This window comes from Gimesia fumaroli (assembly GCF_007754425.1).
GTDB classification, from domain to species: Bacteria; Planctomycetota; Planctomycetia; order Planctomycetales; family Planctomycetaceae; genus Gimesia; species Gimesia fumaroli.
In genome coordinates this window covers 5,716,774-5,742,432 of the sequence record NZ_CP037452.1, presented here as the reverse complement: position 1 = coordinate 5,742,432, position 25,659 = coordinate 5,716,774, and the positions used below count along the sequence as shown (strand labels likewise).

General features: G+C 49.6%; 16 protein-coding genes. 8 read left to right on the top strand and 8 right to left on the bottom strand.

Features of this window, described 5'->3' with window-relative positions; all coding sequences use genetic code 11:
- Position 1: 1 nt before the first annotated feature.
- The 3 genes from Enr17x_RS21835 to Enr17x_RS21825 all read right to left on the bottom strand — a co-directional run bounded on the left by Enr17x_RS21835 (position 2) and on the right by Enr17x_RS21825 (position 5,651).
- Positions 2-2,590, bottom strand: coding sequence for an alpha/beta hydrolase family protein (locus Enr17x_RS21835; RefSeq protein ID WP_198000731.1), 2,589 nt, complete (start codon positions 2,588-2,590; stop codon positions 2-4).
- Positions 2,591-2,801: 211 nt separating this feature from the next.
- A complete protein-coding gene (locus Enr17x_RS21830; protein ID WP_145311813.1) occupies positions 2,802-3,401 on the bottom strand; it encodes a hypothetical protein in 600 nt (199 codons plus the stop codon).
- 168 nt (positions 3,402-3,569) lie between these two features.
- Entirely contained in the window at positions 3,570-5,651 is a 2,082-nt protein-coding gene (locus tag Enr17x_RS21825) for an ABC transporter ATP-binding protein (RefSeq protein WP_198000730.1), read from the bottom strand.
- 391 nt (positions 5,652-6,042) lie between these two features.
- On the opposite strand from Enr17x_RS21825, the gene Enr17x_RS21820 reads away from it, so the two are divergent.
- Positions 6,043-7,491, top strand: a complete 1,449-nt coding sequence (locus Enr17x_RS21820; protein WP_145311811.1) for an MATE family efflux transporter — start codon at positions 6,043-6,045, stop codon at positions 7,489-7,491.
- Positions 7,492-7,510: 19 nt separating this feature from the next.
- Here Enr17x_RS21820 and Enr17x_RS21815 read toward each other — a convergent pair whose 3' ends face one another.
- The 4 genes from Enr17x_RS21815 to Enr17x_RS21800 all read right to left on the bottom strand — a co-directional run bounded on the left by Enr17x_RS21815 (position 7,511) and on the right by Enr17x_RS21800 (position 12,147).
- On the bottom strand, positions 7,511-8,248 hold the full coding sequence (locus Enr17x_RS21815) for a lipoate--protein ligase family protein (RefSeq protein ID WP_145311810.1): 738 nt from the start codon (positions 8,246-8,248) through the stop codon (positions 7,511-7,513).
- 1 nt (position 8,249) lies between these two features.
- Positions 8,250-9,632 carry a dihydrolipoyl dehydrogenase gene (gene lpdA / locus Enr17x_RS21810; RefSeq protein WP_145311809.1) on the bottom strand — a complete coding sequence of 461 codons (1,383 nt, stop codon included), beginning with the start codon at positions 9,630-9,632 and terminating at the stop codon, positions 8,250-8,252.
- A gap of 61 nt (positions 9,633-9,693) precedes the next feature.
- Complete coding sequence (gene odhB, locus Enr17x_RS21805) at positions 9,694-10,878, bottom strand: 2-oxoglutarate dehydrogenase complex dihydrolipoyllysine-residue succinyltransferase (protein WP_145311808.1); 1,185 nt, start codon at positions 10,876-10,878, stop codon at positions 9,694-9,696.
- 324 nt (positions 10,879-11,202) lie between these two features.
- The gene (locus tag Enr17x_RS21800; protein WP_145311807.1) at positions 11,203-12,147 is read right to left on the bottom strand and encodes an SMP-30/gluconolactonase/LRE family protein; all 945 of its coding nucleotides are present in this window, start codon (positions 12,145-12,147) and stop codon (positions 11,203-11,205) included.
- 213 nt (positions 12,148-12,360) lie between these two features.
- Here Enr17x_RS21800 and Enr17x_RS21795 point away from each other — a divergent pair, with 213 nt between their 5' ends.
- The 7 genes from Enr17x_RS21795 to Enr17x_RS21765 all read left to right on the top strand — a co-directional run bounded on the left by Enr17x_RS21795 (position 12,361) and on the right by Enr17x_RS21765 (position 21,484).
- Positions 12,361-13,551: a M20 family metallopeptidase gene (locus Enr17x_RS21795; RefSeq protein ID WP_145311806.1), complete on the top strand. Its 1,191-nt coding sequence runs from the start codon at positions 12,361-12,363 to the stop codon at positions 13,549-13,551.
- A gap of 670 nt (positions 13,552-14,221) precedes the next feature.
- Complete coding sequence (locus Enr17x_RS21790) at positions 14,222-15,175, top strand: IS110 family RNA-guided transposase (RefSeq protein WP_145311805.1); 954 nt, start codon at positions 14,222-14,224, stop codon at positions 15,173-15,175.
- Positions 15,176-15,356: 181 nt separating this feature from the next.
- Positions 15,357-15,689, top strand: coding sequence for a PadR family transcriptional regulator (locus Enr17x_RS21785; RefSeq protein ID WP_145311804.1), 333 nt, complete (start codon positions 15,357-15,359; stop codon positions 15,687-15,689).
- Positions 15,676-17,115: a hypothetical protein gene (locus Enr17x_RS21780; RefSeq protein ID WP_145311803.1), complete on the top strand. Its 1,440-nt coding sequence runs from the start codon at positions 15,676-15,678 to the stop codon at positions 17,113-17,115. Before Enr17x_RS21785 ends, Enr17x_RS21780 begins: the two co-directional genes overlap by 14 nt.
- 171 nt (positions 17,116-17,286) lie before the next feature.
- Positions 17,287-18,588, top strand: coding sequence for a hypothetical protein (locus Enr17x_RS21775; protein ID WP_145311802.1), 1,302 nt, complete (start codon positions 17,287-17,289; stop codon positions 18,586-18,588).
- Between the two features lie 53 nt (positions 18,589-18,641).
- The gene (locus Enr17x_RS21770) at positions 18,642-20,087 is read left to right on the top strand and encodes a hypothetical protein (protein ID WP_145311801.1); all 1,446 of its coding nucleotides are present in this window, start codon (positions 18,642-18,644) and stop codon (positions 20,085-20,087) included.
- A 44-nt stretch (positions 20,088-20,131) separates the two neighbouring features.
- Positions 20,132-21,484 carry a DUF1700 domain-containing protein gene (locus tag Enr17x_RS21765; protein ID WP_145311800.1) on the top strand — a complete coding sequence of 451 codons (1,353 nt, stop codon included), beginning with the start codon at positions 20,132-20,134 and terminating at the stop codon, positions 21,482-21,484.
- Here Enr17x_RS21765 and Enr17x_RS21760 read toward each other — a convergent pair.
- A complete protein-coding gene (locus tag Enr17x_RS21760) occupies positions 21,447-25,586 on the bottom strand; it encodes a DUF7133 domain-containing protein (RefSeq protein ID WP_198000729.1) in 4,140 nt (1,379 codons plus the stop codon). The two genes, Enr17x_RS21765 and Enr17x_RS21760, sit on opposite strands and share 38 nt — an antisense overlap.
- Positions 25,587-25,659: the final 73 nt, after the last annotated feature.

The window sequence follows — 25,659 nt, the reverse complement described above, 5'->3', positions numbered from 1 at the left end:
TTTATTCAGTGCCGACTTTCACTTCTGTTTTTTCAGAAGTTGCATCTTTCTGGGCTGATTTTTCTTTGGGGATCGCTGCTTGTGTGATATTGAGTTGATAGAATTTATTGCGCGTTAAAGCACGTTCCAGCGCACCGTTATCGACGGCACTTCGATTGATAAACGAGATCTCTTTTCGGTACGGATTAAACTGAATTGAAGACTGCTCGACCCAGACGAAGCCTTTCAAGCTGCGCTGTGCTGATTCTTTCGCGTTCTTACCGCTATAGACGCCGTATTGAATAACATATTTCTGTCTGGTATTGAATGCGGTTTTGCCTGTCACTGGTTGAGTAGAATGAGGCGTATTTGATTTGGGACTGGATGCTCCTGCAGCACCATTCATTGCCAGATCAGCGTCCGTGAAGTCCATCTTTTCTGCAGTCACAAACAGTCCAGCAGTAAATAACGCTTCGGTTGCAGTACGCATGATATCTGATTTATCTCCAATTCCTTTCAGTTTGATGTAAACCCATTTTTTGTCGTAGTTAATCACTAAGGAATCAGGTACGTAGCGATCAATTTGTTTGAGATTGACTTCGGCGATTTTGGGGGAAGCATTTCTGTTGAATCTGCCTTTTAGCAAAGATCGGATTCGAAAGGTCAGGAAATTATCCTCCATGATCCGTGTGTTCGGATTATTATTGATCTGTGAAATAGACAGTGTCTGGCCGTCGAGCTTCACAGTTCGAGTAAGTCTATTGTCAGCAAATTTCTGAGCGATGTCTGCGGGAAGATCTCCCAAATACTCAAAACTGAGAGTCATCTCCATTAGATCAAGATTGATAGACCCATTGATGTATTGGGGCACAATCTCTTTCAAGCCTGATTGGACTTTTGATTCAATCGGTTTCTTCCAGAAATTGGGTTTCGATTGAATTGCTTTCGTATAAAAATCATCGAAGCCAATGACTTTCAATTTCACCTTGTGTCGATTGAGGTCCATCTGAAATGGAGTCGGCGTGGGAACGGCAGCATTACCTGTTGTGCCAGCTATTTTTGAGTTTGGTGATGAGGGCTTGGACTTCGCAACAATTTTTTTAATCCACTCAATTCCCAGTGGAAGTCCTTCTGAAATCATGCTCTGGTAATGATCTCCATCCGTGCCGACGACAAATTCCACATCGGTGCCTTGTTGTTTTAGCTGATTGGCAAAATTTTGGGTATCTGCAAATGAAGTTACCTGGTCCTGCCGGGCATGAAATAGAAAGACAGGACAAGTCAGGCTGGTGATATGCGTCTTCGGAGAACTTTTTTGGATGAAGTCTTCTACACCCGGAAGAAGTTGTTTGATTTCAGCGAGATGTGGTTTGAAATTATGTTCCAGATCGACCGCAGGTGCATAAGCCAGACAACCTTTAATCTGGGGGTAATGTTCGGCAAACAGCAGAGACAACGTGCCGGCAGAACTGTGTCCTGCAATGAAGACATTGTTCTTATCGATTCCCGGTATCACAGCCTGTGTTTCGAGAAAGGCGCGGAGACAGTTGACCAGACCTGCCTTGCTGTTTTGAAATGCTTCGTAGGCATTTCGCAAATCGATATTATTCGACTCTTTTCCTTTCAAGAGAGGCCCATCAATGGAAAAGGTGACGACAGCAAAACCGGCTTTGATATAGGGTTCGTGTTCCGGGTTCGGAATCAGGTCGGGAGGATCAATCTCCATGCCACTCAGTAGATTTGAACCAGCGGGGGGAATCAGCACACAGGGGACAGGTGATGCCGGATCAATACCGGGGGGGAGGTACACTCGGAATTTCATCTTGCTGTTTGCGGGCGGTTTGCCAGCAGAGAAGGCTGAGCTTGTCACCTCAAATACTTTGGCAATCGAGCCGGTCTCTATTTCAAGGTACGTATCGGAACCTCTGACGCCTGCTGCCGGCCAGTTCATGAGAACCGGTTTCGCATCCGACAAATCAAATTTTGAATCTGGATGACGTCCCGGTTTTATCAAATCATGCGGATTGGTATCTGGCTTTTGCTTTATGTTTTCAAGAAGCTTTTCATTGATTTGACGATGTTTTTCAATGTCTTTCACCAGTTCTGGGGGGAGGGCTGGATTTTGTGCCTCGGCGTTTTGGGAGGGAGATGAATGAAATGTAAATGTAAACAAATATGAAACCATGATTAAAATCACGCTGCCGGCAATAACTCCTGTTTCTCGCTTTGTATCTTCAAAACGGGAAATACCGTAGTAAACTATGTAGAAAGGAATGACCAGGCAAAGTAGATGTTCCGTGCTGCTTTCCCTACCGGCTTCGGATAAGAGAGCTAACCCGCCGGCAATCAGACATCCCATCGCAATCAGCACAGACAAGATAAAGGCAAAGAAGATCAAACTGGATTGCAGGAGAAACAACACCAAGTTCAACCCAAGTAAAACGAGAAATAGCCCGATCAGTGCAGGAGAGAGCCCATAATCGGCGAGCGAGAATCTGGGTTCGTAGCTTATTGGTGGAGTGGCCGGCTTTGCTTTCTTTCTGTTGGTAGCAGCTTTGATGGTGGCAGGCCTGGGAATCACAAAAAGAGTTTCGCATTTCGGGCAGGTCATTTTTTTTCCGAAAGCGGATTTGCTTTTGAGCTTTATCATGGCCCTGCAATGAGGGCATTTGATCGTTAGTGGATCAATCATCAAACGAAATCTTTGGCTGGTAGACCATCGGTTATAAAAGAAAAGCACTGGGCAATTTTAACCCAGTGCTTCATATTACTGTGTGAGAGTACATGGTGCAAATGTCGATTTCGATTCCACCTGACTCAGTTCAGCGTAAGAGCTGCTCTTCTTTGATTTCTGGTTCGCGGTGTTTGTCCACGACAATTTCCCGAAGTTCGCGTACTTCCTGTTTCAGTTCCCGTACTTCATTTCTCAACTGATGCAGTAATTCGTGATGTTCCTGATGCGCGGGTGGATGGTGTTCATGATGTCTGCCGCGTACGATTTGTTCGTGCAGACGGTGTTCCTGCTCTTTTGCCTCACGGTGGATCTGATGTGCCATTTCGTGCATCCCCGCTTCTTCCAGATGACGGGCTGCGACGAGCATGTTTTCGACCCGATGTTTGTGCTGTTGGAGTTGGTGTTCTCGCTCTCGCATTGCTTCCCGGTGACGTTCCTCTTCCCGTCGTCGATGTTCGGCTTCATGGGGTCGTTCGGCAAGAAGCAGTTCTGGTTCTGGACTGTCAAAGTGCTGTTCTCTATCTGCCTTTTTTTCCATGAATCGCTCAATGGCATTAAAGAGCGGGTCTTGGGCGTCGTTTTCAGGCGTTTGGGCGTTGGCCCGGGCCTGAGGAGAAACGGGAGAATCAAATTTGAGAATACAGGCAACAAACAAAACGATGAATACGGTAGCGAGCGTCGATTTCATGATTTCCATTTCCTTGATTGTAACAGAGGGTATAGGAAGAACGGCTACGAGCCTCAGGCTCAACCTGAGGCTCGCTTATCATAACAGTATCTGGTCTGGGCGTCGAGATTTGTACTGAAATCGAACGGGGGAACGTACGGTGCTTGGCCGTTCCTGGTTTAAAGCTTGCTAAGCAGAACGTTGACGGACCTGGGCGCTCAGCAGATTCTGATAGACGGGACAGGTTTCAACCAGTGTACTATGGGGACCTGTCGCGACTACTTTTCCGGAATCCATCACGACGATCCGGGTAGCAAATTCGAGCAGACTCTGGCCGACCGAGTGAGTGATAATGAACACGGTTCGCCCGGGGGCAAATTCCTTCAAGGATTGATGGATCAGGATTTCGCTTTGAGAATCAATGGCGGAGGTGGCTTCATCAAGAATCAGAATTTCCGGATCGCGGAGAATTGCCCGCGCGAGCGCGATGCGTTGTCGTTGGCCGCCGGAGAGTTCGTGCCCCTTTTCGCCCACGTTATATTGCAGCCCATCGGGTAGTTGCTCAGCGAATTGCAGCACGTGTGATTTTTTCGCGACGGATTCAATTTCCAGACGACTGGCGGAAGGTCGACCGTAGCGGATATTTTCCAGGATCGAGTCATCAAACAACATCGTTTCCTGCGAGACAACGCCGATATGATTGCGCAATTCTTTCAGTCGAATATCGCGAATATCGATTTCGTTGACAAAGATATTCCCTTTATCCGGGTCATAGAACCGGGGGAGCAGATTCACCAGCGTCGATTTTCCGGAGCCATTTTCGCCGACAACCAGCACCACTTCTCCTGCGCCAATTTCCAGATTGACGCCGTCCAGAATCGGCTCATTGTTTCTGGTAGACTCTTTGCGTTGTGCGTAAGTAAAGTCGATTTTGTTAAACCGGATGGTATCCAGTTTTGCAGGAAAACGCTCTGGATTTTCCGTTTCTTTAACGAGAGACTCACGGTCGATAATTGTAAAAATCCGTTCGAGGGCAGCGACGGTTTTTTTCAGTTTTGAATAGACTGAGGACATTTTTCTGGCAGGGTCGGAAATTCCCGCCAGTAAGGCATACATCATAGAAAGGGTGGCGATATCCATTGGCGCTGACGCCAGTTGAATGCCCCAGATTTCTGTTTTTCCACGTAAGACCAGATAGGAACCGGGGATGAGGGCGATGAAAATCGCCATCAATCCCAGCATTTCCGTCGTTGGACTCGTTAAGGAGTCGATCCGCAGGATGCGCAAGGCTTTCTTGAAAAACTCTTTATTCTCGTGATGGAATCGATTGCGGTGTTTACGGGCGCCATTAAAGGCGATGATGACTTTGGAACTATCGAACGATTCTTCCAGCGTTTTATAGATCCGCGACATGCTCTCCATCATTTTCTGACTGGCATGTTTCAGTGTTTTTCCGATTTTGTAAAACACAATTGCGATCAGCGGCGCAAAGACAAACGAGAGCAGTGTCAGCCGCCAATTGACCATAAATGCAAAGATCACACAGGCCAGCGCTTTGAGTGGTTCACGAATAATTTTGCCGCCCATCAGGGTCAGGCCTTGAGAAAGCTGCTGCATGTCAAACGTGAAACGCGACATGAGCGATGCGGTCCCCTCATCGGAAATACTTTGATAATCGAGATCGAGCGTTTTGCGGAAGCATTCTTTGCGAATCGCCATCGTGACCAACTCGACAACGCCACCCACCATGACGTCTTGCGTAAAGATACAGATGCCTTTTATGAGTGTCGTGATTAATAACAAACCCAGTATCAGTACGAATGTGTCAAACTGGTCATCGGGGACATAACTGAGGATATTCGATTGGATCCATTTGAGTGCTAACAATTTGCGCGAAGCATTACTGAGTTTTCGTTGTTGTCGTGAATGCTCGCTCAATAAATTGACGGGGGCGGCTGCCAGATCCGTTTGGGTTAACTCGTCTTGCGCAGCATTGTCTGTCTGTGTTTCTGTTGCATTTTGTAGATGAATAGAATTGGCAAGATCTTTCAGAACATCCTGTTTTTTCTGAATCAGGTCTTCTGTCGCAATCACTTCATTTTGGACATAACCACTCAGACTTTCCCCTTGCAACAAGACTTTCACAACAAGAAATGTGACGGAGAGATTCGCCCCCCAGAGAATGGCGACTAGAATTGCGAAAAAGAAAGAGGCAAACAGGCGCCGGCGATAGGGCCAGACATAGTGCAAGATTCTCGTAAGGCTATTCACAGGATTCACTCTGGGTTATTAGGTAAGGCGTATGTTGTTAAGTCTTATTCAGGAAACAGTTTATATTCCTGGTTTTGTTGAAGAATTCCATGTGGACTCGGTATGAGTCTAGAGTGGTACTCTGATGGAAAACGCGAATTAAACTAAGAAAACGAATTCAGGTCCAGATGAGATTTTAAGATGTGGTAAAATGAACACTTCGAGGGTCTGAAGTCGTCGAGACCTGATTTTCAGAATTGCGAACTTATTGTCGCTGTGTGGTGTCCTGTGAAGAGGCATTTTGTGAAAATTTTGATATGCTGACCGTTGGGTTTTTGGGTTTCGCATTCACTTCATTACAATCCCGTCGATTGTATTTCCGCTTCACTACCCCTTGATTGGATCGTGCAACATGGAAGAGCGCTCTTCCACAAATTCAGATACGCTTGTACGACCAGGGAGTTTACGTGAACTGGCTAATGTGGCCATTCCGTTGGTCTTGAGTTGCGGTTCGCTTTCGATCATGCATGTGGTTGACCGGATTTTCCTGACCTGGTGGTCCACCGACGCGGTGGCTGCTGCGCTGCCTGCAGGCATGATCCAGTGGGCGGCGATGTCGATCGCAATGGGGATGGCCACGTATGTCAACACGTTCGTTTCGCAATATGAAGGAGCAGGTCAGAAGGGGCGGGTTTCCGAGTCGGTCTGGCAAGGATTGTATCTGGCGTTGATCTGGGGTGGTATTCTTCTGCTGGGGGTGCCGCTTGCTGGAACCTTCTTTCATTGGATTGACCATGCGCCTGAAGTGCAGGCATTGGAAGTCGATTACTTTTCAATTCTCTGTCTGGGATCTGGGCCCGCTTTGATTTCCACCGTGCTCTCCTGTTTTTATACAGGGCGCGGCAAGACGATGGTTGTGATGTGGGTCAATCTGGCTAGCGTAATGCTCAACATGGTTCTGGATTACTGTCTGATCTTTGGAGCAGGGCCTTTTCCTGCAATGGGAATTAAAGGGGCGGCGATTGCTACCGTTGCAGCCAATGTTTCCATGTTGGTCTTCTACGCCTTCGTTATTTTCGCCAAGCATGAAGCCCGGGAATATGGTTTATTCAATCACTACCGCTGGAATCGTGATTTGTTTCTGCGTTTAATTCGATATGGTTTCCCGAATGGGATGCTGTATTTTGTTGATATTATCGGGTTCACTCTATTCATCGTACTGGTGGGACGAATCGGAAAAATTGAGTTGGCAGCGACCACGATTGCCTTCAATCTGAATTCTCTGGCATTTGTGCCGATGATGGGAGTCGGAACTGCGGTAATGACGCTGGTCGGAAAACGAATTGGTGAAGGCCGTCCTCAACTGGCGGTGAGAACCACCTGGAAAGCATTTGCTGCATCAGCGGTCTATATGCTGCTGTTTGCTGCCGTTTACGTTGGACTGCCCGATTTGTTATTAAGACCCTATGAACCGGAAGTGATCACCGAGGATTTCCTGGAAGTCAGGCACACAGCTGTCGTTCTGCTGCGGTTTGCCGCGCTGTTTTCGTTTTTTGATGCGGCGGTGGTGGTGTTTGGATCGGCTATTCGAGGTGCCGGCGATACCCGGTTTTGCATGATCTTTTCCCTGGTCACAGGCTGGGCCATCATGGTGATTCCGACGTTTCTGATCTGGAAGTATGCCGATGCGAAATTGTTTGGCAGTTGGACCGCCTGTACTTCTTACCTTGGCGTGTTGGGGATTGGTTATCTGATCCGGTTCCAGGCAGGGCACTGGAAAAAGATGCGCGTGATCGAAGATCATTTTCCGGAACCCGCTTCCGAAGATCCGGAGCCTACGGTCGAAGAAGCGTTGACCTGATTATGGTTGCTGTACGGCATCAGCGGCGGAGATTCCATTTCTCCGTCGCATATTTTTTGCTCACTAGTTGTTGGACTCGTTCGAGAGGTAGTGTGGGTTCTGCTTCGCAGGCGTTCCAGGTTTCGAAAAACAACTGCTTCAGGTCCGGCTTCTTCATCGGGTAGTTTGTGACAAACTCCAGATGATTGCGATGAGACCGGTATTCTGGTTCTCGTTCCGGGCTGGTTAAGTAGCGTGGAATTCGATCGAGATCAAAATCGTAGAGAATGGTACCATGATGCAGAAGCGTGGTGGTAAGCCAGCGCTGCGAATTGCCGGAGAACTTACGTCCCGCGGTGGTCAGGTCGCTGATGCCTTCCAGTTCGATTTTGAAATTCGGTCTATGTTGCTCCAGAGAGGCACTAATCCGATTTAAGATTTCTTTGGTTGTTGCTTCAATACCAGCAAGGTGCTGGTCGGCGGTGATCCGCAGGAAGAGCGAAAAGATGAAGCAGCCGGGGCCGAGCAAAACAGTGCCGCCACCGGTACAACGTCTGAGGACCGGGATGTGATCCTGTTTGCATTGTTCCCGGTTTACATTCGCGGCAACCTGATTGGAGCTGCCTAAGATGACCGCGTATTGATTGACTTCCCAGAGTCGCAGGCAGCTGGCGGAATCCTGCTCATTGATCTGATACAGGAGTGCCTCATCCAACGCCAGATTTTCAGCCGGCGTTGGCAGGGTGGTTTCAGAAAAGTGGCAGCTTGAATCAAGCATTTCAGAAATTGAGGGCTCGTTTATCGACGGCAAGAGCCGCTTCCTTGACTGCTTCTGCCAGCGTCGGATGTGCGTGACAGCAGCGAGCGATATCTTCGCTGCTGGCGCCGAATTCCATCGCGACTGCACATTCCGCGATCAAATCTCCGGCACGGGGACCCAGGATATGCACGCCCAGAACGCGGTCAGTCTGTTTGTCAGCCAGCATCTTGACGCGGCCTTCGGTCTGTCCCATCGCACGGGCACGACCATTGGCGAGGAACGGGAACGAACCTTTATTGTATTCGATGCCAGCTTCCTTGAGTTGTTCTTCTGTCTTTCCGACGGCAGCGATTTCGGGGTTGGTATAGGCCACGCTGGGAATCGCGTCATAATTCACATGCCCATATCCGGTGACCAGCAGTTCTGAAAACGCGACCCCTTCGTCTTCCGCTTTGTGGGCCAGCATGGCGCCGCCAATGACATCGCCGATCGCGTAGACCCCTTTGACTGACGTTTCATAGTGGTCATTGACGGGAATGAAACCGCGTTTGTCGACTTCGATGCCGACGTTTTCCAGGCCGAGCTGATCGGTGTTGGGACGACGTCCGACCGCCACCAGCACGCGGTCACAGCGAATCGGTTTTCCATCGGCGATTTCGACATCGCACGTTTTTTTATTCGCTTTGACACCTGTAACACGGCAGCCAAGCTGGAACTCGATGCCCTGTTTTTCAAAGATCTTTTTGGCTTCGTTGGCGATTTCCGTATCGGTGGTTGGCAGGATGCGGTCGAGATATTCCAGAACCGTCACTTTCGCTCCCAGGCGGCTCCAGACAGCACCCAGTTCCAGGCCAATCACGCCGCCGCCAATCACGACCAGATGTTTGGGCACCTGTTCGTAGGCCAACGCTTCGGTACTGGTGCCAACGCGGTCGCCGTCGAGTTCGATTCCGGGTAATGTAGAAGGTTGACTGCCGGTGGCGATGAGAATGTGTTTTGCTTCTAGTTCAACCGGATCTTTGCCATCATCGACGCGGACTTTACCCGGAGCCGTGATCATGGCGTGTCCCGAGTAGCGGGTGATTTTGTTTTTCTTGAACAGGGAATCAATGCCGCCGCCCATGGTTTTGACGGTGCGGTCTTTCTGGCTCAGCATTTTCTCCAGATCGAGCGACAGCGAACCGACGTTGATGCCGCGATCTTTGAAGCTGTGTTCGGCTTCTTTATAGAGTTCGCTCGATTCCAGCAGTGCTTTACTGGGAATACAACCGACCCGCAGGCAGGTGCCGCCCAGCATGCGTTCTTTTTCAATACAGGCGACATTCAAACCAAGTTGAGCAGCACGAATGGCAGCAATATAACCACCGGGACCAGCACCGATAATAACCAGATCGTGGTTCATTTTCTCTTTTTCCTGCAGGGGCAGGAATCCTTTCAAAGCCTCTATAATGCGCGTGAGATTCTCAGATTTCCATCAGCATGCGTGATGGTTCTTCCAAAGCCTCTTTGACTCGTTTGAGGAAGACAACGGCTTCCCGTCCATCCACGACACGGTGATCATAAGTCAGTGCGATATACATCATGGGACGAATCACAACCTGACCATTGATGGCGACCGGACGTTCCTGGATCCCGTGCATGCCCAGCACACCACTCTGTGGCGGGTTGACGATGGGAGTCGAGAGCAGGGAGCCGTAAACGCCGCCGTTCGTAATGGTGAAGGTACCGCCTTGAAGTTCTTCGAGGCTGATTTTATTGGCGCGAGCACGTTGACCGAAGTCATTAATCTTGAGTTCGATGTCAGCAAAGCTGAGCCGCTCTGCATTACGCAGAATGGGAACGACGAGTCCTTTGCCACCGCCGACAGCGATGCCGATGTCGTAGTAATTCCGGAACACGAGGTCGGTTCCCCGGATTTCGGCGTTGATCTGCGGGTATAGATTTAACCCATCCACGACGGCTTTGACGAAGAACGACATGAAACCCAGCTTGACGTCAAACTTTTTGAGGAACATGTCTTTGTATTTAGACCGCAGTTCCATCACTGCCGACATATCGACTTCATTGAAGGTAGTGAGCAGAGCCGCATTGGATTGTGCTTCGACGAGACGTTCCGCAATCTTTTTACGGATCGGACTCATCGGCACAATTTCTTCTTCGCGGAAAGCGCCGTTGCCTGCGGCACTCGGAGCTTCGTAGGCGAGGGCGTCTTCTTTCAGGATGCGACCGCCGGGGCCGGTCCCTTTGACATCAGCGGGGCTGAGGCCTTTTTCCGCCATCACGCGGGCGGCAGCCGGCATCACGCGTTCATCAGAGCCCGCGGGAGCCGATTTTGCGGCAGCGGGAGCAGCAGCTTCTGCCTTTGCCGGGCTTTTGGCGGGAGCCGGTGCTTCGACACCAGCCGGGCGTTCCGCTTCTTCCAGGTAGCCGATGACTTCGCCGACGGATGCCATCTCTCCCGTTTTCTTCAGGATCTCGACAATGATGCCGTCGAGGGGCGCCGGTACATCGAAGGTGGCTTTGTCGGTTTCGAGCTCAACGATTTCACTATCTTGAGCGACCCATTTTCCTTCTTCCGCATGCCAGGCGCCGATCTGGACTTCGGAGATGGACTCCCCTACAGAGGGGACTTTAATTTCAACAGACATCGGACACTATTCTCCAACCGAGTCGTGGCAAAAAAATGTATAATTTCAGACTATATCCGCATGTTTTTATACTTGGCGAGCACCAAAATGGATTATGACTTCTAGAGAAAGCCAGCACAATTCCCGCGTGCAGGGAAGATGATAAACAGGAAAAATATTTTGATTATGAAGCCAATCGCTTCTCTCAAATCACTTAAGTTGCTCTTTTAAATAGAAAAACGCTGGTCTTTTTATCGGCGTTTCCGCCAGACCAGCGTTTGATTTATTCTGATTCATGTATTATCGAACCAGCCGTAACAAGTCTTATCAGTTGCATTGCCGGTATCAGGAAGACTTGCCGGGGAACCTGTGTCCTTTGGCTTTGGTATCGATGCGATACAGCGAATTGCGTGCGGTAATGAACAGGCTTGAATTGTCTTTGCCGCCGAAGGTCACGTTCGCTGGCTTTTCAGGGACTTCGATAATGCCCAGTAATTTGCCTGCGGGTGAAAATACCTGGAGGCCTAGGCCTGACGTGATATAAAGATTCCCGTTGGTATCAACGGTCAGGCCGTCTCCGCCGCGTCCCGGTTCTTTATAGCCTGGTTCCTGTTTCAGAGTGCAGAACACGCGGCCTTTGCCAACTTTGCCGGGGCCAGTGACGGGGTAGGCCCACATTTCTTTCTGCATACTCGGAATCACGTACAGTGTTTTTTCGTCGGGAGAAAGAATCACGCCGTTGGGGGCTTTCAAATCGTCTGCCAGACGAGTCACCTTGCCATCGGCAGAGCGATAGTAAACGGCGACTTTCTCCTGAGGCAGCGGCTCGGGAGCCCGGAAGTGCGGGTCGGTAAAATAAACGCCACCTGTACGGTCAACCACGAGGTCATTCGGGGCGTTATAGCGTTTTCCCTGATATTCTGATGTCAGGGGAGTGACTTTTTTGTTTTTCAGATTGATGCTCACGAGACGCCCGTCCATTTCACAGGCCAGCAGATTATTCGCGCCATCCAGCATCAGGCCGTTGCAATGATTTGACGGTTCCAGAAAGACCGAGAGTTTTCCTTTGGAATCGACTTTGTAGATCTTGTTGTCCGGGATATCTGTGAAATACAGGTTACCCTTCAAGTCAAAGGCGGGACCTTCGGTGAATTTGAAATCGGTAAACACTTTAACCGGTTTTCCCACAGGGCCAATGCCGGGGATTTCGGAATTTTTCTCGGCCTGAGTCAAAACAGACATGGATAACATCATGGCTGCAGCGGCAGTCCAGCTTACTATTTTTCGCATCAGAGTCTCCTTGGAGAAAGAGGTCAGTGTAAAGAGGAAAGTCTCAATCTTCCATTAGAGCCTTTTTGCTCCATAAAATTCAACCTTCTGAAGAATCGGATTGCTGTATCAGTAGAAATCAAGCTGCTCATGAGGGACACTGATTACAGGAAAATAAAGCGAGCTCAATCCCAAAAGAGTCTAGAATCAGCTTGATTAGAGGATTTAATTTCAATGGATGCCGTCCGGCTGTTAAAAAAACTGATCTCCATTCCCAGCGTCAATCCGATGGGCCGCGATGTTTCGGGAGAGATTTATTTCGAGGGAAAACTGACTCAGTTCCTGTGTGACTATTTTGCGGAACTGGGCGTCGAATATGAATCGATTGAAGTGGTCCCCGGCCGGAATAATGTGATCGCACGCACAAAAGTGAAGCCGGGAGTGCCGACGATTTTGATGGACGTGCATCAGGATACGGTTCCCGTCGAAGGCATGATTGTTCCCCCGTTTGAAGGGACCGAAAAGGACGGCAAGATTTTTGGACGCGGTGCCTGTGATGTCAAAGGGGGCATGGCGTCAATGCTGATGGCGTTTACCCGGCTGGTTCAGGAAGATCCCCCCGATGCGGCCAATGTGATTCTGTCTTGTACCTGTGATGAAGAAGCGACGGTCAAAGGAATTGAGCATCTGGTCAACTTGTGGGAGGAACCGTCGGGTTTGAGCCAGATTTTGACAGAGCCTCCTGATTTGGGGCTCGTTGCTGAGCCGACGATGCTGGATATTGTCGTCGCACATCGCGGGGCAACACGTTGGAAAATCAAAACCACAGGCAAGGCCTGCCACAGTTCACAACCCAAAGATGGTATCAACGCCATTTACCGGATGGCTGATGTGCTGAAGGCACTTCAGGAACATGCGGAAGAATTATCACAGCGCGAAGCACACCCGCTGTGCGGCCCACCAACGTTGAGTGTGGGCGTGATTGAAGGGGGAGAGAGTGTTAACATTGTGCCCGACTGCTGCACGATTGAAATCGACCGCCGGGTGATTCCGGGAGAAGATGGCATCGATGTGATGCATCAGGTGGAAGCATTCTTGAAAGAGAAACTGCCGTTCGAATTCGAAATGTTGCCCCCGTGGATTACCGGTGTTTCGCTCTCCGATCATAATAATGGCGAGTGGAGTGACCGCCTGTTGTCGGTCATCGACACGGTAGACCCCGATCATAAAAAGGTCGGCGTTCCCTACGGCACACACGCAGCCCGCGTGAATCAGGGGGGCGTGCCCGCAATGGTATTCGGCCCCGGTTCCATCGCCCAGGCGCACACGGTCGATGAATGGGTTGAGATCGACCAGTTATTAAAAGCCGAAGAAGTTTACTTTCAATTCTGTGCCAACGCGGGACGGGTTGAATCGTCATCATAATTCATAACAACCGCCCGCATCCAGAATTGTAGGGGTTGGTCTATGTGCCAACCCGCCTGGCGAGATTCAAAGTAGAGACACGCTTCCGAAGGAACCGGAGAAGGTACTCCCCAACACTGTCGGACAAGCCGGCATTGGCAGACTTTAGTGTGATCTGTTTCCAAATTTACTACCACGAAAAGCACCAAACCACACGAAAAAAGCAGTGGGATCGGGTGGTCCCGAATGCAATTCGGGATTGCCGCAGGCAACAGGAAGTGGCAGCGCAAACGCAGGAACTGGTAACAATTGTTCGAATAAAAAATTGTAGGGGTAGACCCATGTGTCTACCCGCATATCGACGTGGTTTGTTAGACGACTTTCGAAACGTTTTCACCGGTTCCCTCGGTGTCTTGATCAAATTCGAATCCGACCAGGCGGGCGGACACATGGGTCCGCCCTTGTATCTGCTCTTGACTGTCTAGAGTTCTTTGTTTTGATAGGCAGATAAAGCCAATGTTTCCCGCCTTTAAAGGCGGGAAACATTGGTGGCGAGTGTCAGATCGTGTCCGCCCCTGGTCTTAAAGACCGAGTTGTAGCTGGATCGCCACTCGCTTCTCATGCCTTAACCCGTACAGTCGCCAGAGCGGTGCACCACCACCAGCTCGTATTTGCAAGGAAGGGCCTTAGCATGCATCAGCATAACACAGAAGACGTTGGAATTGATATTTCAAAAGCCAAGTTTGATGTCAGTTTCCCAGATCGTTCCAAGTCCGTTGTTTACAAGAACACACCAGCCGGGAGAAAAAAGTTAATCGCCACACTCATGAAGCTTCAGCCAAAACGAGTTTGTCTGGAAGCAACCGGCGGCTGGGAAAACAGGCTGGTTGCCTGTCTGCACAAGCACCAGATTCCTGTTTCGGTTGTCAATCCCCGACTGATCCGGGACTTTGCCCGAGCGAAGAATCAACTGGCCAAAACCGATGAGATTGACGCGCGCATCATCAGGGAATATGCCGAGGTGATGGACCCACGGCTCACTCCCCCTTTAACAGAGGCCCAGCAGAAAATGCGTGAATTTACTTCTCGCCGGGAACAGACCAGCAAGATGATCATCCAGGAAAAGAACCGTCTGGAGACCATTGTGGACCAGGACGTCATCAAGATGATTGAACAATCCATTGCTTTCCACAAAGAACAGCTCAGGCTGATCGAGAAGGAACTGAAGGCACTGATTGACGCCGACGAGGAGTCCCGTAAACGTTCGAAAATCCTGCAATCGGTACCAGGCATCGCCAGTATCACGGCAACTCTGCTCATCTCAGATCTGCCGGAACTGGGGAGCCTGAATCGGAAACAGATCTCACGGTTAGTCGGTGTCGCTCCCACGAACCGTGACAGCGGAACCTTGAGAGGAAGACGGACGATTGGCGGAGGACGAGTCCGGATCCGGAACGGATTGTACATGCCCACCGTAGTGGCCTTGAGGCACAACCCGATCATCAGTGCGTTCTATAAACGGCTCGTCAAAAACGGAAAACCGAAAATGGTCGCACTCGTGGCTGCCATGCGCAAACTGCTCATCATTCTCAACACCATGGTCAAAGAAGGAAAACAATGGGAGGCAAACGTGAGAAATTCCTGAATTTTTAAGACAGTCGCTACAATTTTCTGTTTTCGTGATGTTTGCTGCGCTCTGTGGTACCAGCAGACACAGCGACACTTAACACTCTATTTTTCCAATCTCAAAAAATCTTCTTGACAGTTAATACCTAGGGCGGCTATATATTGGTTATGTAGTCATCCTATGTATTGGAGTAAATACGATGAATTCCCAATTATTTGCAGGCACACTGGAGATGCTCATTCTGGAATTGGTTTCCGAAGGGCCCACGTATGGTTATGAAATTACACAGCAGGTGACCAACCGCTCGTCGAATGAATTCGAGTTGAAAGAGGGGAGCCTCTACCCGGCGTTGCACAAAATGCAGCGTAAAAAACTGTTGAAATCGTTCTGGCGGGAAGTCGATGGTCGCAGGCGGAAGTATTACGAGCTGACGATCCAGGGACAGAAAGCCTTGAACGAAAAACGGCAGGAATGGAAGCAGTTCTCCTCCGCCATCGATCGGATTCTGGGAGCACAAAGTGGCCTGGCCTGAAATCAGTATCGAAGATTTTCCTCCCCAGCGAGATGATGAACCGTCGTCGCTCCGGCAGGATATTATCGATGAACTCAGCGATCACTTCGTGTGTGCCTTGAATCGGGAGTTTTTAAAAAACACAGACGAACAGACTGCAAAACAACGCGTACTCAATCAATTCGGCGACCCCATCAAAGTTGCCCGCCAACTCTGGCTGGACGAAATGAAGGAGAAAATCATGTCACAACGTATTCTGACCGGAGTCTCTGTAGTAGCGGCTGTTTGCTGTATTGCCGTGGTAGGAATTGCCTGGTCGATGATGAAACAGGGAGAAAGTCTGAACCTGAAAATGCTGGAACAGATGGCGGTACTAGCGGAGCGTCCTCAACCAGCCACAACGTCGAACGTGGATCAACAAATTTTGAAACAACTGGAGCAATTAAACCAGAGGCAGATCGGCCAGGCCGGTTCGATTTCGGATTTATTGAGCCCTATTACCTTTCAGCTGGTACAGTCTGGAGAAGGGGCAAAGCCGGCGAGGGGGTTTACCGGTCAACTTCTCAAGCGGGGCAGCAAGACCGACACATTCACGGTGAATGCGGTCAGCGATGAAAAGGGCAGACTCAATTTTAAACGTCTGCCCTGGGGGCAGTATCAATTGACTTTAACCGCCCCATGGGGAGAGTCTCTGAGATCACAAATGATTTCAACAATCCCGGGACGAGAGTATGAGGAGACGATTGCTTGCCCCGCTCAAGCACCACAGAACGTGTCCGTTACGTTTGAAGTCGACTGGACGGAAAAGCCCGACACAGAGCCAGGCTACCTGTTATGTGATTTTCGAAATCGGCTTCCCTCCCGAGAGCAGGACTCGTTTCGCCTGGTCACGCCGCGAAAGATTGGCAGTTGGAACTGGTATTTCTCCCACGACCTGACCGATCATCCCGAACAAGGAGTCTATCTGATTGATGTCAAAACAAATCAGGTGATTACATGTCCGCTCAATGAGCATGGAATGTTTGTTGATCTTGATCCTGAGCAATTCAAACTGCAGGACTCGGTAAAAATGGAAGCGGGAGTATACGAAGATCCCGCGATTTATCTGTTACAGAAAGAGGATCTGTCCAAGTTGTCTCAGCTCAATCAATTGGAATATTTCAGAGTGATTCAGGTCGGTAATTCACACGGGGTAAAGAGCTACGGAACACGATATGCAGGACCACGGATGTTGGTATCTCCTTTTGAGGATTTGAAAATTGAACCACGGGTTCAAAAATTATTTGAGAACAAATATGGTCAGGTCCAGGAGAAGATCAAAGGGATTCAGTTTCAGGAGGCAATCCGCTTCGATGCTTCAGAGACACAACCGAATGTCTGGAAAATCACCATTCCTGAGCTAAATCCCTTCACTGAGGAATCCGTTTCCGCGAGTCGTTCTTTTTAGTGAGACTGAGACTTTTTTGCTGTGTGATTGTATAAGGAATTCCAAGTGGCCTGGCCTGAGATTAGCATCGACGATTTTCCCCCCGAGCGCGACGATGAACCGTCGTCGCTCCGGCAGGATATCATCGATGAACTCACAGACCATTTTGCGTGCGCTTTGAATCGAGAATTATTGAAGAATCCAGACGAACAGACAGCGAAACAACGCGTATTAAATCAATTCGGCGATCCCATCAAAATTGCCCGCCAACTCTGGCTGGATGCGATGAAGGAAAAAATCATGTCACAACGTATTATGACGGGCGTTTCTGTTGCGATGGCCGTGTGCGGCTTTATCGTAGTCGGATTAGTCTGGTCGATGATGAAACAGAATGAAAGTCTGAATCTGAAAATGCTGGAGCAATTGGCGTCGATTACGGATCGGCCGCAACCAGCCCAAATTAGTTCTGTCACTGATGAAATGAGTCAGATCTCGTTTCAACTGGTTCAGGACAACAAAGACAAAAAACCGGCCATCGGTTTTGTTGGGAAATTGACAAAAACTGGAACACAAACTGATCAGTTTACGGTGGAAGATGTGAGTGATGAGTCAGGGAAACTCAATTTTGGAAAACTTCCCTGGGGAAAATATGAACTAAGCCTGCAATCGCCGTGGGGGGAGCATAATTCCAATTGGGAATCAATTGGAATGCAGTTCGAATTCACTGCGATTCCAGGACGAAAATATATTGAGACGATTGCGTGTCCGTCAGCTGCTCCGGAAAAAGTTCCCGTCCAGATCAAAGTGAACTGGCCTGTAGAGTTAAAGTCTGATGATTATTTTTTGCTCTGTGACTTTCGTGAAATACCTTTTCCCTCGAATCCAGACCAATTCCGCCTTAAAAGTGCTCGGGTTATTCAAAATGATTCTTGGTACTATGTTCGAAATCAAAAAAAAAATACAACAGGTGTCTATCTTCTCAATGAAAAAAATGAGATCAGTCAATGTCCTTTAAATCAAAAGGGAGAATTTATCAATCTTGCTCTCACTGCTTTAAATGAAAAAACATCGATCAAATTAAGTTATGGAGAGTATGTCTTGTCTTATATTTATCTGATCCAGAAAAGTGATTTATCTAAACTTTCGGAAATTAAGAGGCATGAATTTAATCGGATCATGAATTTGAAGACAGGTCAAATAATTACGTATACGAGAGCGTTATATGACAATACCGGTTTTAATGCCACTTCCATGTTCTTTGTTCCTTTTAAGAATAAAACGCGATTACCCAACCCCGATGATCCCATGAAAATGATTGTCAAATCAAATGAAGCGGATGGAATCGTATTACCAAATCAGATTAGATTTACTGCTTCAAAAAACGATCAAAATATTTGGGAAATTAATTTACCTGATCTGGAGTTATTGAAAATACCTGAAGGGGTACAAGAAGGTAGTGGGGGAGCACTAGGAGGACGTAATGGGGCTGGTTAAGGGGTGTTTTAGAATCACTTACTTTCCCGTGAATCATATATTAGGAGTACCAAGTGGCCTGGCCTGAGATCAGCATCGACGATTTTCCACCCGAGCGTGACGATGAACCGTCGTCGCTCCGGCAGGATATCATCGATGAACTTACCGATCACTTTGCCTGTGCCCTGAATCGAGAGTTATTGAAGAATCCAGACGAGCAGACGGCAAAACAACGTGTAATCAATCAATTCGGCAATCCCGTCAAAATCGCCCGTCAGCTTTGGCTGGACGCAATGCAGGAGAAAATCATGTCTCAACGTATTCTGGTGGGGATCTCCGCCGTCATGGCCGTATGCTGTCTGGCTGTGGTGGGAATTGCCTGGTCAATGATGAAAAAGAGCGAACAGGTTAACTTGAAGATGCTGGAACGGCTTTCAGCTCTGGAGGAGCAGCCTCGCGATGCGGGGGCGATGCAGATGAACCAGCAGATTCTCAAGCAACTGGAGCAGTTGAAAGCAGAGCAGGCGGCCGAGTCCAGTGCGCAGGAGATGAATCCAATTGTTTTTCAACTGGTTCAGGAAAGGGAAGGCGGCAAACCAGCAGCTGGTTTTAAGGGGAATTTGATGAAATATGAAGGCCAGAAAATTGAATTCAGTGTTGAGGCCATGAGTGATGAAACAGGAAAACTGGATTTCGGGAAACTTCCCTGGGGTAAATATTATGTGTCATTTAAAGCTCCCTGGGGAGAGTTTGTTGCTAATGTCATTCAGATAACAACAATACCCGGCAGAAAGTTTGAAAAGACCATCACCTGTCCCGCGAAAGCACCAGAGGACGTTGCGGTGCAATTTGAAGTCAACTGGCAAAACAAGCCAACGGGAGAAGATTATTACTTGTTGTGTGATTTTCGATTTCAACAATACGACCAATCGAAGAAACTCAAAGAGTACAGCTTGAATTCAACTCAAGAGATCGGTGACCGGGCTTGGATCTATTCGCATGATCTGAGTCTTGAGTCCAGGCAGAATGTGTATTTGATTGATGTGAAAAAGAACCAAGCGACTCCCTGTACTCTCGCTGCAGACGGAAGTATTGAACAGATGGATTTGGAATCAATCATCTGGTCACCTACAGTAGAAATTCTGCAAGGACAGTATCGGGCACCAACGATTTATCTGCTACAGAAGAACGAACTCAGTAAATTAGCTGACATCAATTCCATAGAGTCGATAAAAGCCATACGGTTTTATCAGAACAGTATTGAAATACCTGAAGCGAACTATGGGTTACCATTTGCTGGATTAATCGTTTCTCCCTTTAAGAAACTCGAAATAGATCCATCAATGGTGGTAGATAAGACCCCTTCAGAACTAAAGGAGATTCATGGATTTCTTATATATCCTGTCACTAAGACCTATTCTACATCGAAGATAGACAAACCCAACGTCTGGGAAATTAGTATTCCAGATCTATATCCGATTACGAGAGAATCCGGTTCAGTGAAGAATGTCTCATTGTGAGCTGCTAATCGGAATGCAACGTCTGTTTGAAAAAGGAAGAGCGAGTGGCCTGGCCTGAGATCAGCATCGAAGATTTTCCACCGAAGCGCGACGACGAACCGTCGTCGCTCCGGCAGGATATTATCGATGAACTCACAGACCACTTTGCGTGCGCCTTGAATCGAGAGTTGTTGAAGAATTCGGACGAACAGACCGCAAAACAACGCGTGTTAAATCAATTCGGTGATCCGATCAAAATCGCCCGTCAGCTCTGGCTGGACGCGATGCAGGAGAAAATGATGTCGCAACGTATACTGACAGGTATATCTACTGTGATGGCGGTGTGTTGCATTGCTGTGGTAGGGATTGCCTGGACGATGATGCAGGAAAGTCGGGCGTTCAATCTGCAGATGCTGGAGCAGTTCAAGCAGGCACAGGAGCGATCGTCGGTAGAGGCGTCAGGAGATCTGCATGAGATTCAGTTCCAACTGGTACAGGATGGCAGCAAGGACGAGCCGGCTGTGGGATTTGAAGGGACACTGGCTAAATATGAGAGCAACAACGTGATTTTTACTGTTGATGCCGTCAGTGATGAAATGGGATTGCTGGACTTTGGTAAGCTGCCCTGGGGCGAGTATGTCTTGAATCTCAAAGCTCCCTGGGGGGGAACTCACCAACCAGAGCAGATCACCACGATTCCCGGGCGAAAATATGAGCAGACCATTGTCTGCCCGGCTGGTGCTCCAAAAAAAGTGGAAGTTCAATTTCAGGTCAACTGGCAGAATATACCCGAGGAAGATTATTATCTGCTCTGTGATTTTCGATCTCTAATAAACGGCTTGGAGAAGAAAAAAGACTACGTCTCGTTTTCACTTCAAGAAATACAGGGCCGCTCCTGGGTCTATCGGCGTGACTTGGGCCAGGAGTCTGTGAAGTGCGTATATCTGTTTGATGTGAAGAAGAACCGAGCAGCTCCCTGTACTCTTTCAGCAGATGGGAGCATTGAAAAGATTGAACTGGAAAAGTTGGTCTGGTCCCCGACTGTGGAATTTCTGCAAGGTCAGTATCAGGCACCAACGATTTACCTCATACAGAAGAACGACCTCAGTAAAGTAACCGAGATCAATTCCATGGAGTCGATAAAGACCATACACTTTGAACAATCAGGGTATGATTTCGGTTACTACGGAATACCGGCTCGCGGATTAATCGTTTCTCCCTTTAAGAGGCTGGAAATAGATCCATCAATGGTGGTAGATAAGACCCCTTCAGAACTCAAGGAGATTCGTGGACTTCTTACAAATCCAGTTACTAAGACGTATTCTGCAACAAACGATCAACCGAATGTCTGGGAAATTAACATTCCAGACCTGTTTCCGATTACTGCGGAATCCGGTTCATTGAGTAGTGTCCAGTGACCGGGAAGAGTTTTTCATCTCCTGTGCCGATCTGCTGGCAGTTGACTTCGTAGACGAACTTTTCTTTCAGCTCATTCACTTTCAGGCGAACCGTTTTCTTGTCGTCGGAAATGGTGACACCTTCTACTTCGACTTTATACCGGCCGCTGTCGGGGCTGGCATAGCTGCCGCTCCAGACGCGGGTGTAGCCGGCGATTGTGTAAGCACCTTTGTCGGCGGCTTTCTTGGCGTCGACCGGTTTGAAGAATTCGAGCTCGAAACCATCGGGGGTCGCGCGGAGTTCTTTGATGCCGTTCGGTAGTTTGCCGTTGGGGGTCAGTTTCACGATCGAACCGGTGTTCTGTCCGCCGAGCCAGCCGCTGTCGTGAATGCTGCCGACGTAGATGTCGCCCTTGGGGCTGACGGCGACCGACATGGGGCCCGCGAAGTTATGCTCATCGGGAGGCACGTCGGCACGGGTGAAGTAGTAGGTCGCGCCTTGAACGGAATCGCCGACTTTTTGCGTCGTGAAGCGGATCAGGAATCGCTGATTGTATTCGCAGCCGAGTCCCTGATCGAACAGGCTGGCATACGGGAACTGTTTGGGAATGCAGGTTAAGCCGTTGACGCTACGGGTCCAGGGATGAGGCACCTGAATGGCGGCGCGGGTCTCTTTCAAATTTTCTTTATTGCGCAGATCCGATTGACTGGGCACGCCGTACGCTTTGCCGGGGATCAGGAAATTGATCTCGTTGAAGGTGTTTTGCACGCCCTGTTGATCGGAAATGTAGATTTCGTCTTGGGAGTTGATCGCGAGGCCCGTTGGATACCGGAAGGCGTTTCCAACGACTTCGATATTGCCGTTATAGGTGATTTTGAGAATCTTGCCGCGCCAGTGGATCTGGTTGTCGGGACGTTTCATTTGGGCGTAATCGCTGCCTAAGCCGACGTAGAGATTTCCTTGACTGTCACGAATGCAGCCGGTGGCCCAGTCATGATAGTTGTCGTTAAAGCCCCAGCCGGTGGCAACGATGGTGCGTTTGTCGGCTCTGCCGTCGCCGTTGGTGTCAGACAGACGAATGACTTCGGGTTTGTGAGAAACGATAATATCGCTGCCGTCGGCGATGATGCCGAACGGAGCAGAGAGGCCTTCTTCGAAAAGTGTCAGTTCGTCCTCTACACCGTCACCGTCGGTGTCTTTTGCCAGATAGACGTCCCCTTTGAGCGAGGTGAAGATCAGTGTGCCGTCGTCGCGCCAGGCGAGGGCGGTGGGCATAATGCCCCCATCCAGGGGAAGTCGCACGCCGTCAAAGCCGGGGGCACTGGTGACGGTTTGCAGTTCCGGTTTTGGCTTGGGTTTGGTTTTAACCTGCAGGGCATCTGCTTTGAGATTGCAGAGATAATCGAGTGTCAGTGAAGCATTGCCTGCCTGACTGTTCGATTTGATGTATTCGTGGGAATTGTTGTCAGAGATATGCATCCATTTCGCATCGGGGTGTGCCGGGTCGGTGATCTTTGGATCGCCGATGCTTTGGGAGAAGCGGGGGCGTCCGACATACAGATCATAGCCTTCCGGCACATTGATGGCTTTGATCGTTCTCTGCCAGCCGGTCTGATTTTCTGTTCCCGGAAGAGTCTGGAAGGAATCTGCGACGGCGACAGTTCTGACCTTGTTACCCATTTTGAAAGTGAGTTCATAGTTCAGCGTAATCCGATTACCCGCTGATTCATAACTGCGAAGCGTGCCTGCTCTGCCGTTCTGGACGTGAGGGTAAATCACGGACTTTGGTTCTTTGCCGGTTTTGGCGAGTGCAAATTCTTGCCCCCGTTCGTAGCCTGAAATAATCGGGGAGCCGGCCATGTCCCAGTACCAGCTTTTGCCTTCGGTGCGCTGGCGGGCTAAATCGCCCAGCGTCCATTGCACGATTGAGAATTGATCGAGGTCGAACAGCAGGTTATGCCCGTTGTCAAAGCCCATTGCGAACGCGCGGGGCACATATCCGCCGCCGGTCTCTTTGGGATTGGTAAAGACATCGCGTACGATTCGCGCGGGTTCGCCGACTGCGATAGTGAAGAACTGTTCGACGACCGAGGGATTCGTGGGAACTTTAAACTGGGGATCATTCAGGCCGAGCCAGATCGCATCGAGCTGGCGGTTAATATCGCCGCCCAATACTTTGGGAACACTTTTCTTGAGCGCGGGCATCTCCATGCCGGGTACGATGCGCAATGGATTATGTACCCAGCGGAGGAAGTATTCTTTGCGCATCCGATTGCCCAGCATCAGCAGGTCGGAACCGCGTGTGCCGAGGGCGACGTTACGGGGTTTGTATTCACCCAGTACGTGACACGAAATACAACTGAAGCCTTTGGCACCGGTGATAGTCTGGCCGGCGATGAGCAGTTGGGCGCGGTTTTGATCTGAAGAGTCGATCATAAAATCGGGCTGGCGTGGACCGTTATCGGGAACCAGATCATGGGCGACGAGATAATTGAGTAACGCATCTTTGTCAGCCTTGGTGTGCTGGAAGCGGGGCATGCGAACACGGAGCCAGGGCATGCGAATTTTCTTCTGTTCGCCACTGACGGCTTCGGAGAGGGCTTCGTGTTTGAGTTTGTCGCCAACAGCGGTGAGTGCCGGGGGAATCATGCCTTCACTCTGTCCGGCGAGGGCGGGATCGAACTTCGCCATTTGGCCGGCGATCTGGGTGATGCCTTCGTGTTTGTCCCGTTCATGACAGTAAATGCAGTTGCGCTGTTCAAGGACATAGCGACCACGGTCGAAATCATTTTCCGGTGAAGGTGCGTTGAAGCTGGACTTGAGATACGCTTTGACGGCGTCGCGATCGATGCTGCGATAGGCGGGACGGCCCTGTTTGAGATCGGGTGTTTCTGCCAGGCAGGAGTTGTCCCAGTTGGCCACTGTTTTCGAGAGATCGGCGATTTGTTGTGTCGGTTTATCGATGCCGGGAATCGTATGGCAGGCGGCACAGCGGGCTTGGGTAATCAGTTTTTTGCCGGCGGCGATGGTCTTTTTATCGCTGGATGGTTTCTTGCCAGCGGGAAGCTTTGCCTGTTTCAATTCGGAGAGTGCATAGGCGAGCTGGCGGCGTTCGGTGGTGCTGAGTTTGATCACCGGCATGCGATGATCTTTGTTGAGTTTCCCCGGATCAGAGAGCCAGTTATACAGCCAGTTTGCGTTGCGTTTGTCGCCGATGCTGCTCAGATCGCCGCCACTGAAGGGTTGCTGGTTGCCTTTGCCGTCAATCGTGTGACAGGCCAGACAGCCGACCGACCGCATCAGGATTTCTCCTTCGCGTTGTTCTTCGTCGCGCGTGGGGGCTTTCTTTGTCTTTTTATCTTTTTTCGCAGCCGGGATTTTCTTGAGGGATGCGGTTTTCGTGTTCGCATAGAGATATGCGGCGATGGCTTCCGCTTGCTGTTTGTTAAAGCCGAAGAAGGGCATTTTAGCATGAGCGGCGACGGTATCGTCATTTTGAATTTTGTGGAGCAGCCATTCCGGGTTGAGCGCGGTGGTAACTTGTGTCAGATCGGGGGCGGCAGGGCTGCTGAGTTGATCCTCGCGCTGGTGACAGCGATTGCAGCGATGGGCATCGAAGTGAGTGCGTCCCCGCCAGATCTGTGCGACTTCGGGATTTCCTTCTTCGCGATAGAGGAGGTTTGCTTGAACCGGTTCGAGTCCAAACCGATTGGAAGACCAGAAGAGTTGCACCCGTGCCTGCGGCGACGTTTTTTTGTAGGAGACTTGCAGATCGAATTCACCGAAGTTTTGATCGTATTTGGTGCCGACGACCCAGCCGGGTGTTTCCCGTTTTCCTTCAAGAACCGTTTTGCCATCGATTTCGACTTTGATGTCCCCTTCGAGATAAGCGGAAAACTGGTATTGGCCGGGTTGCTTCACCAGAATCAGGCTGTTCCAGTTGACGGAGAAATTGCCAGAAGGAAGTTGTGGCAGCGGTGCCTGTTGGCCCCAGTCGAAGGCGATATCGGGGTCAATGCGTTGTACGCTTTTGTCTCCCGCCTGATACGTTGCCAGCAGTCCCGGCGGATAATCATCTTCTTCGGGATCAATTTCTTCAGCCAGCAGGTTTTGGCTAGCCATGTTGAGAAAGAGACATGCAAGTAAAAAAGCACTCAGGGACAGAATGCCCCTGAGTCCGAATGAAAGGATGCGC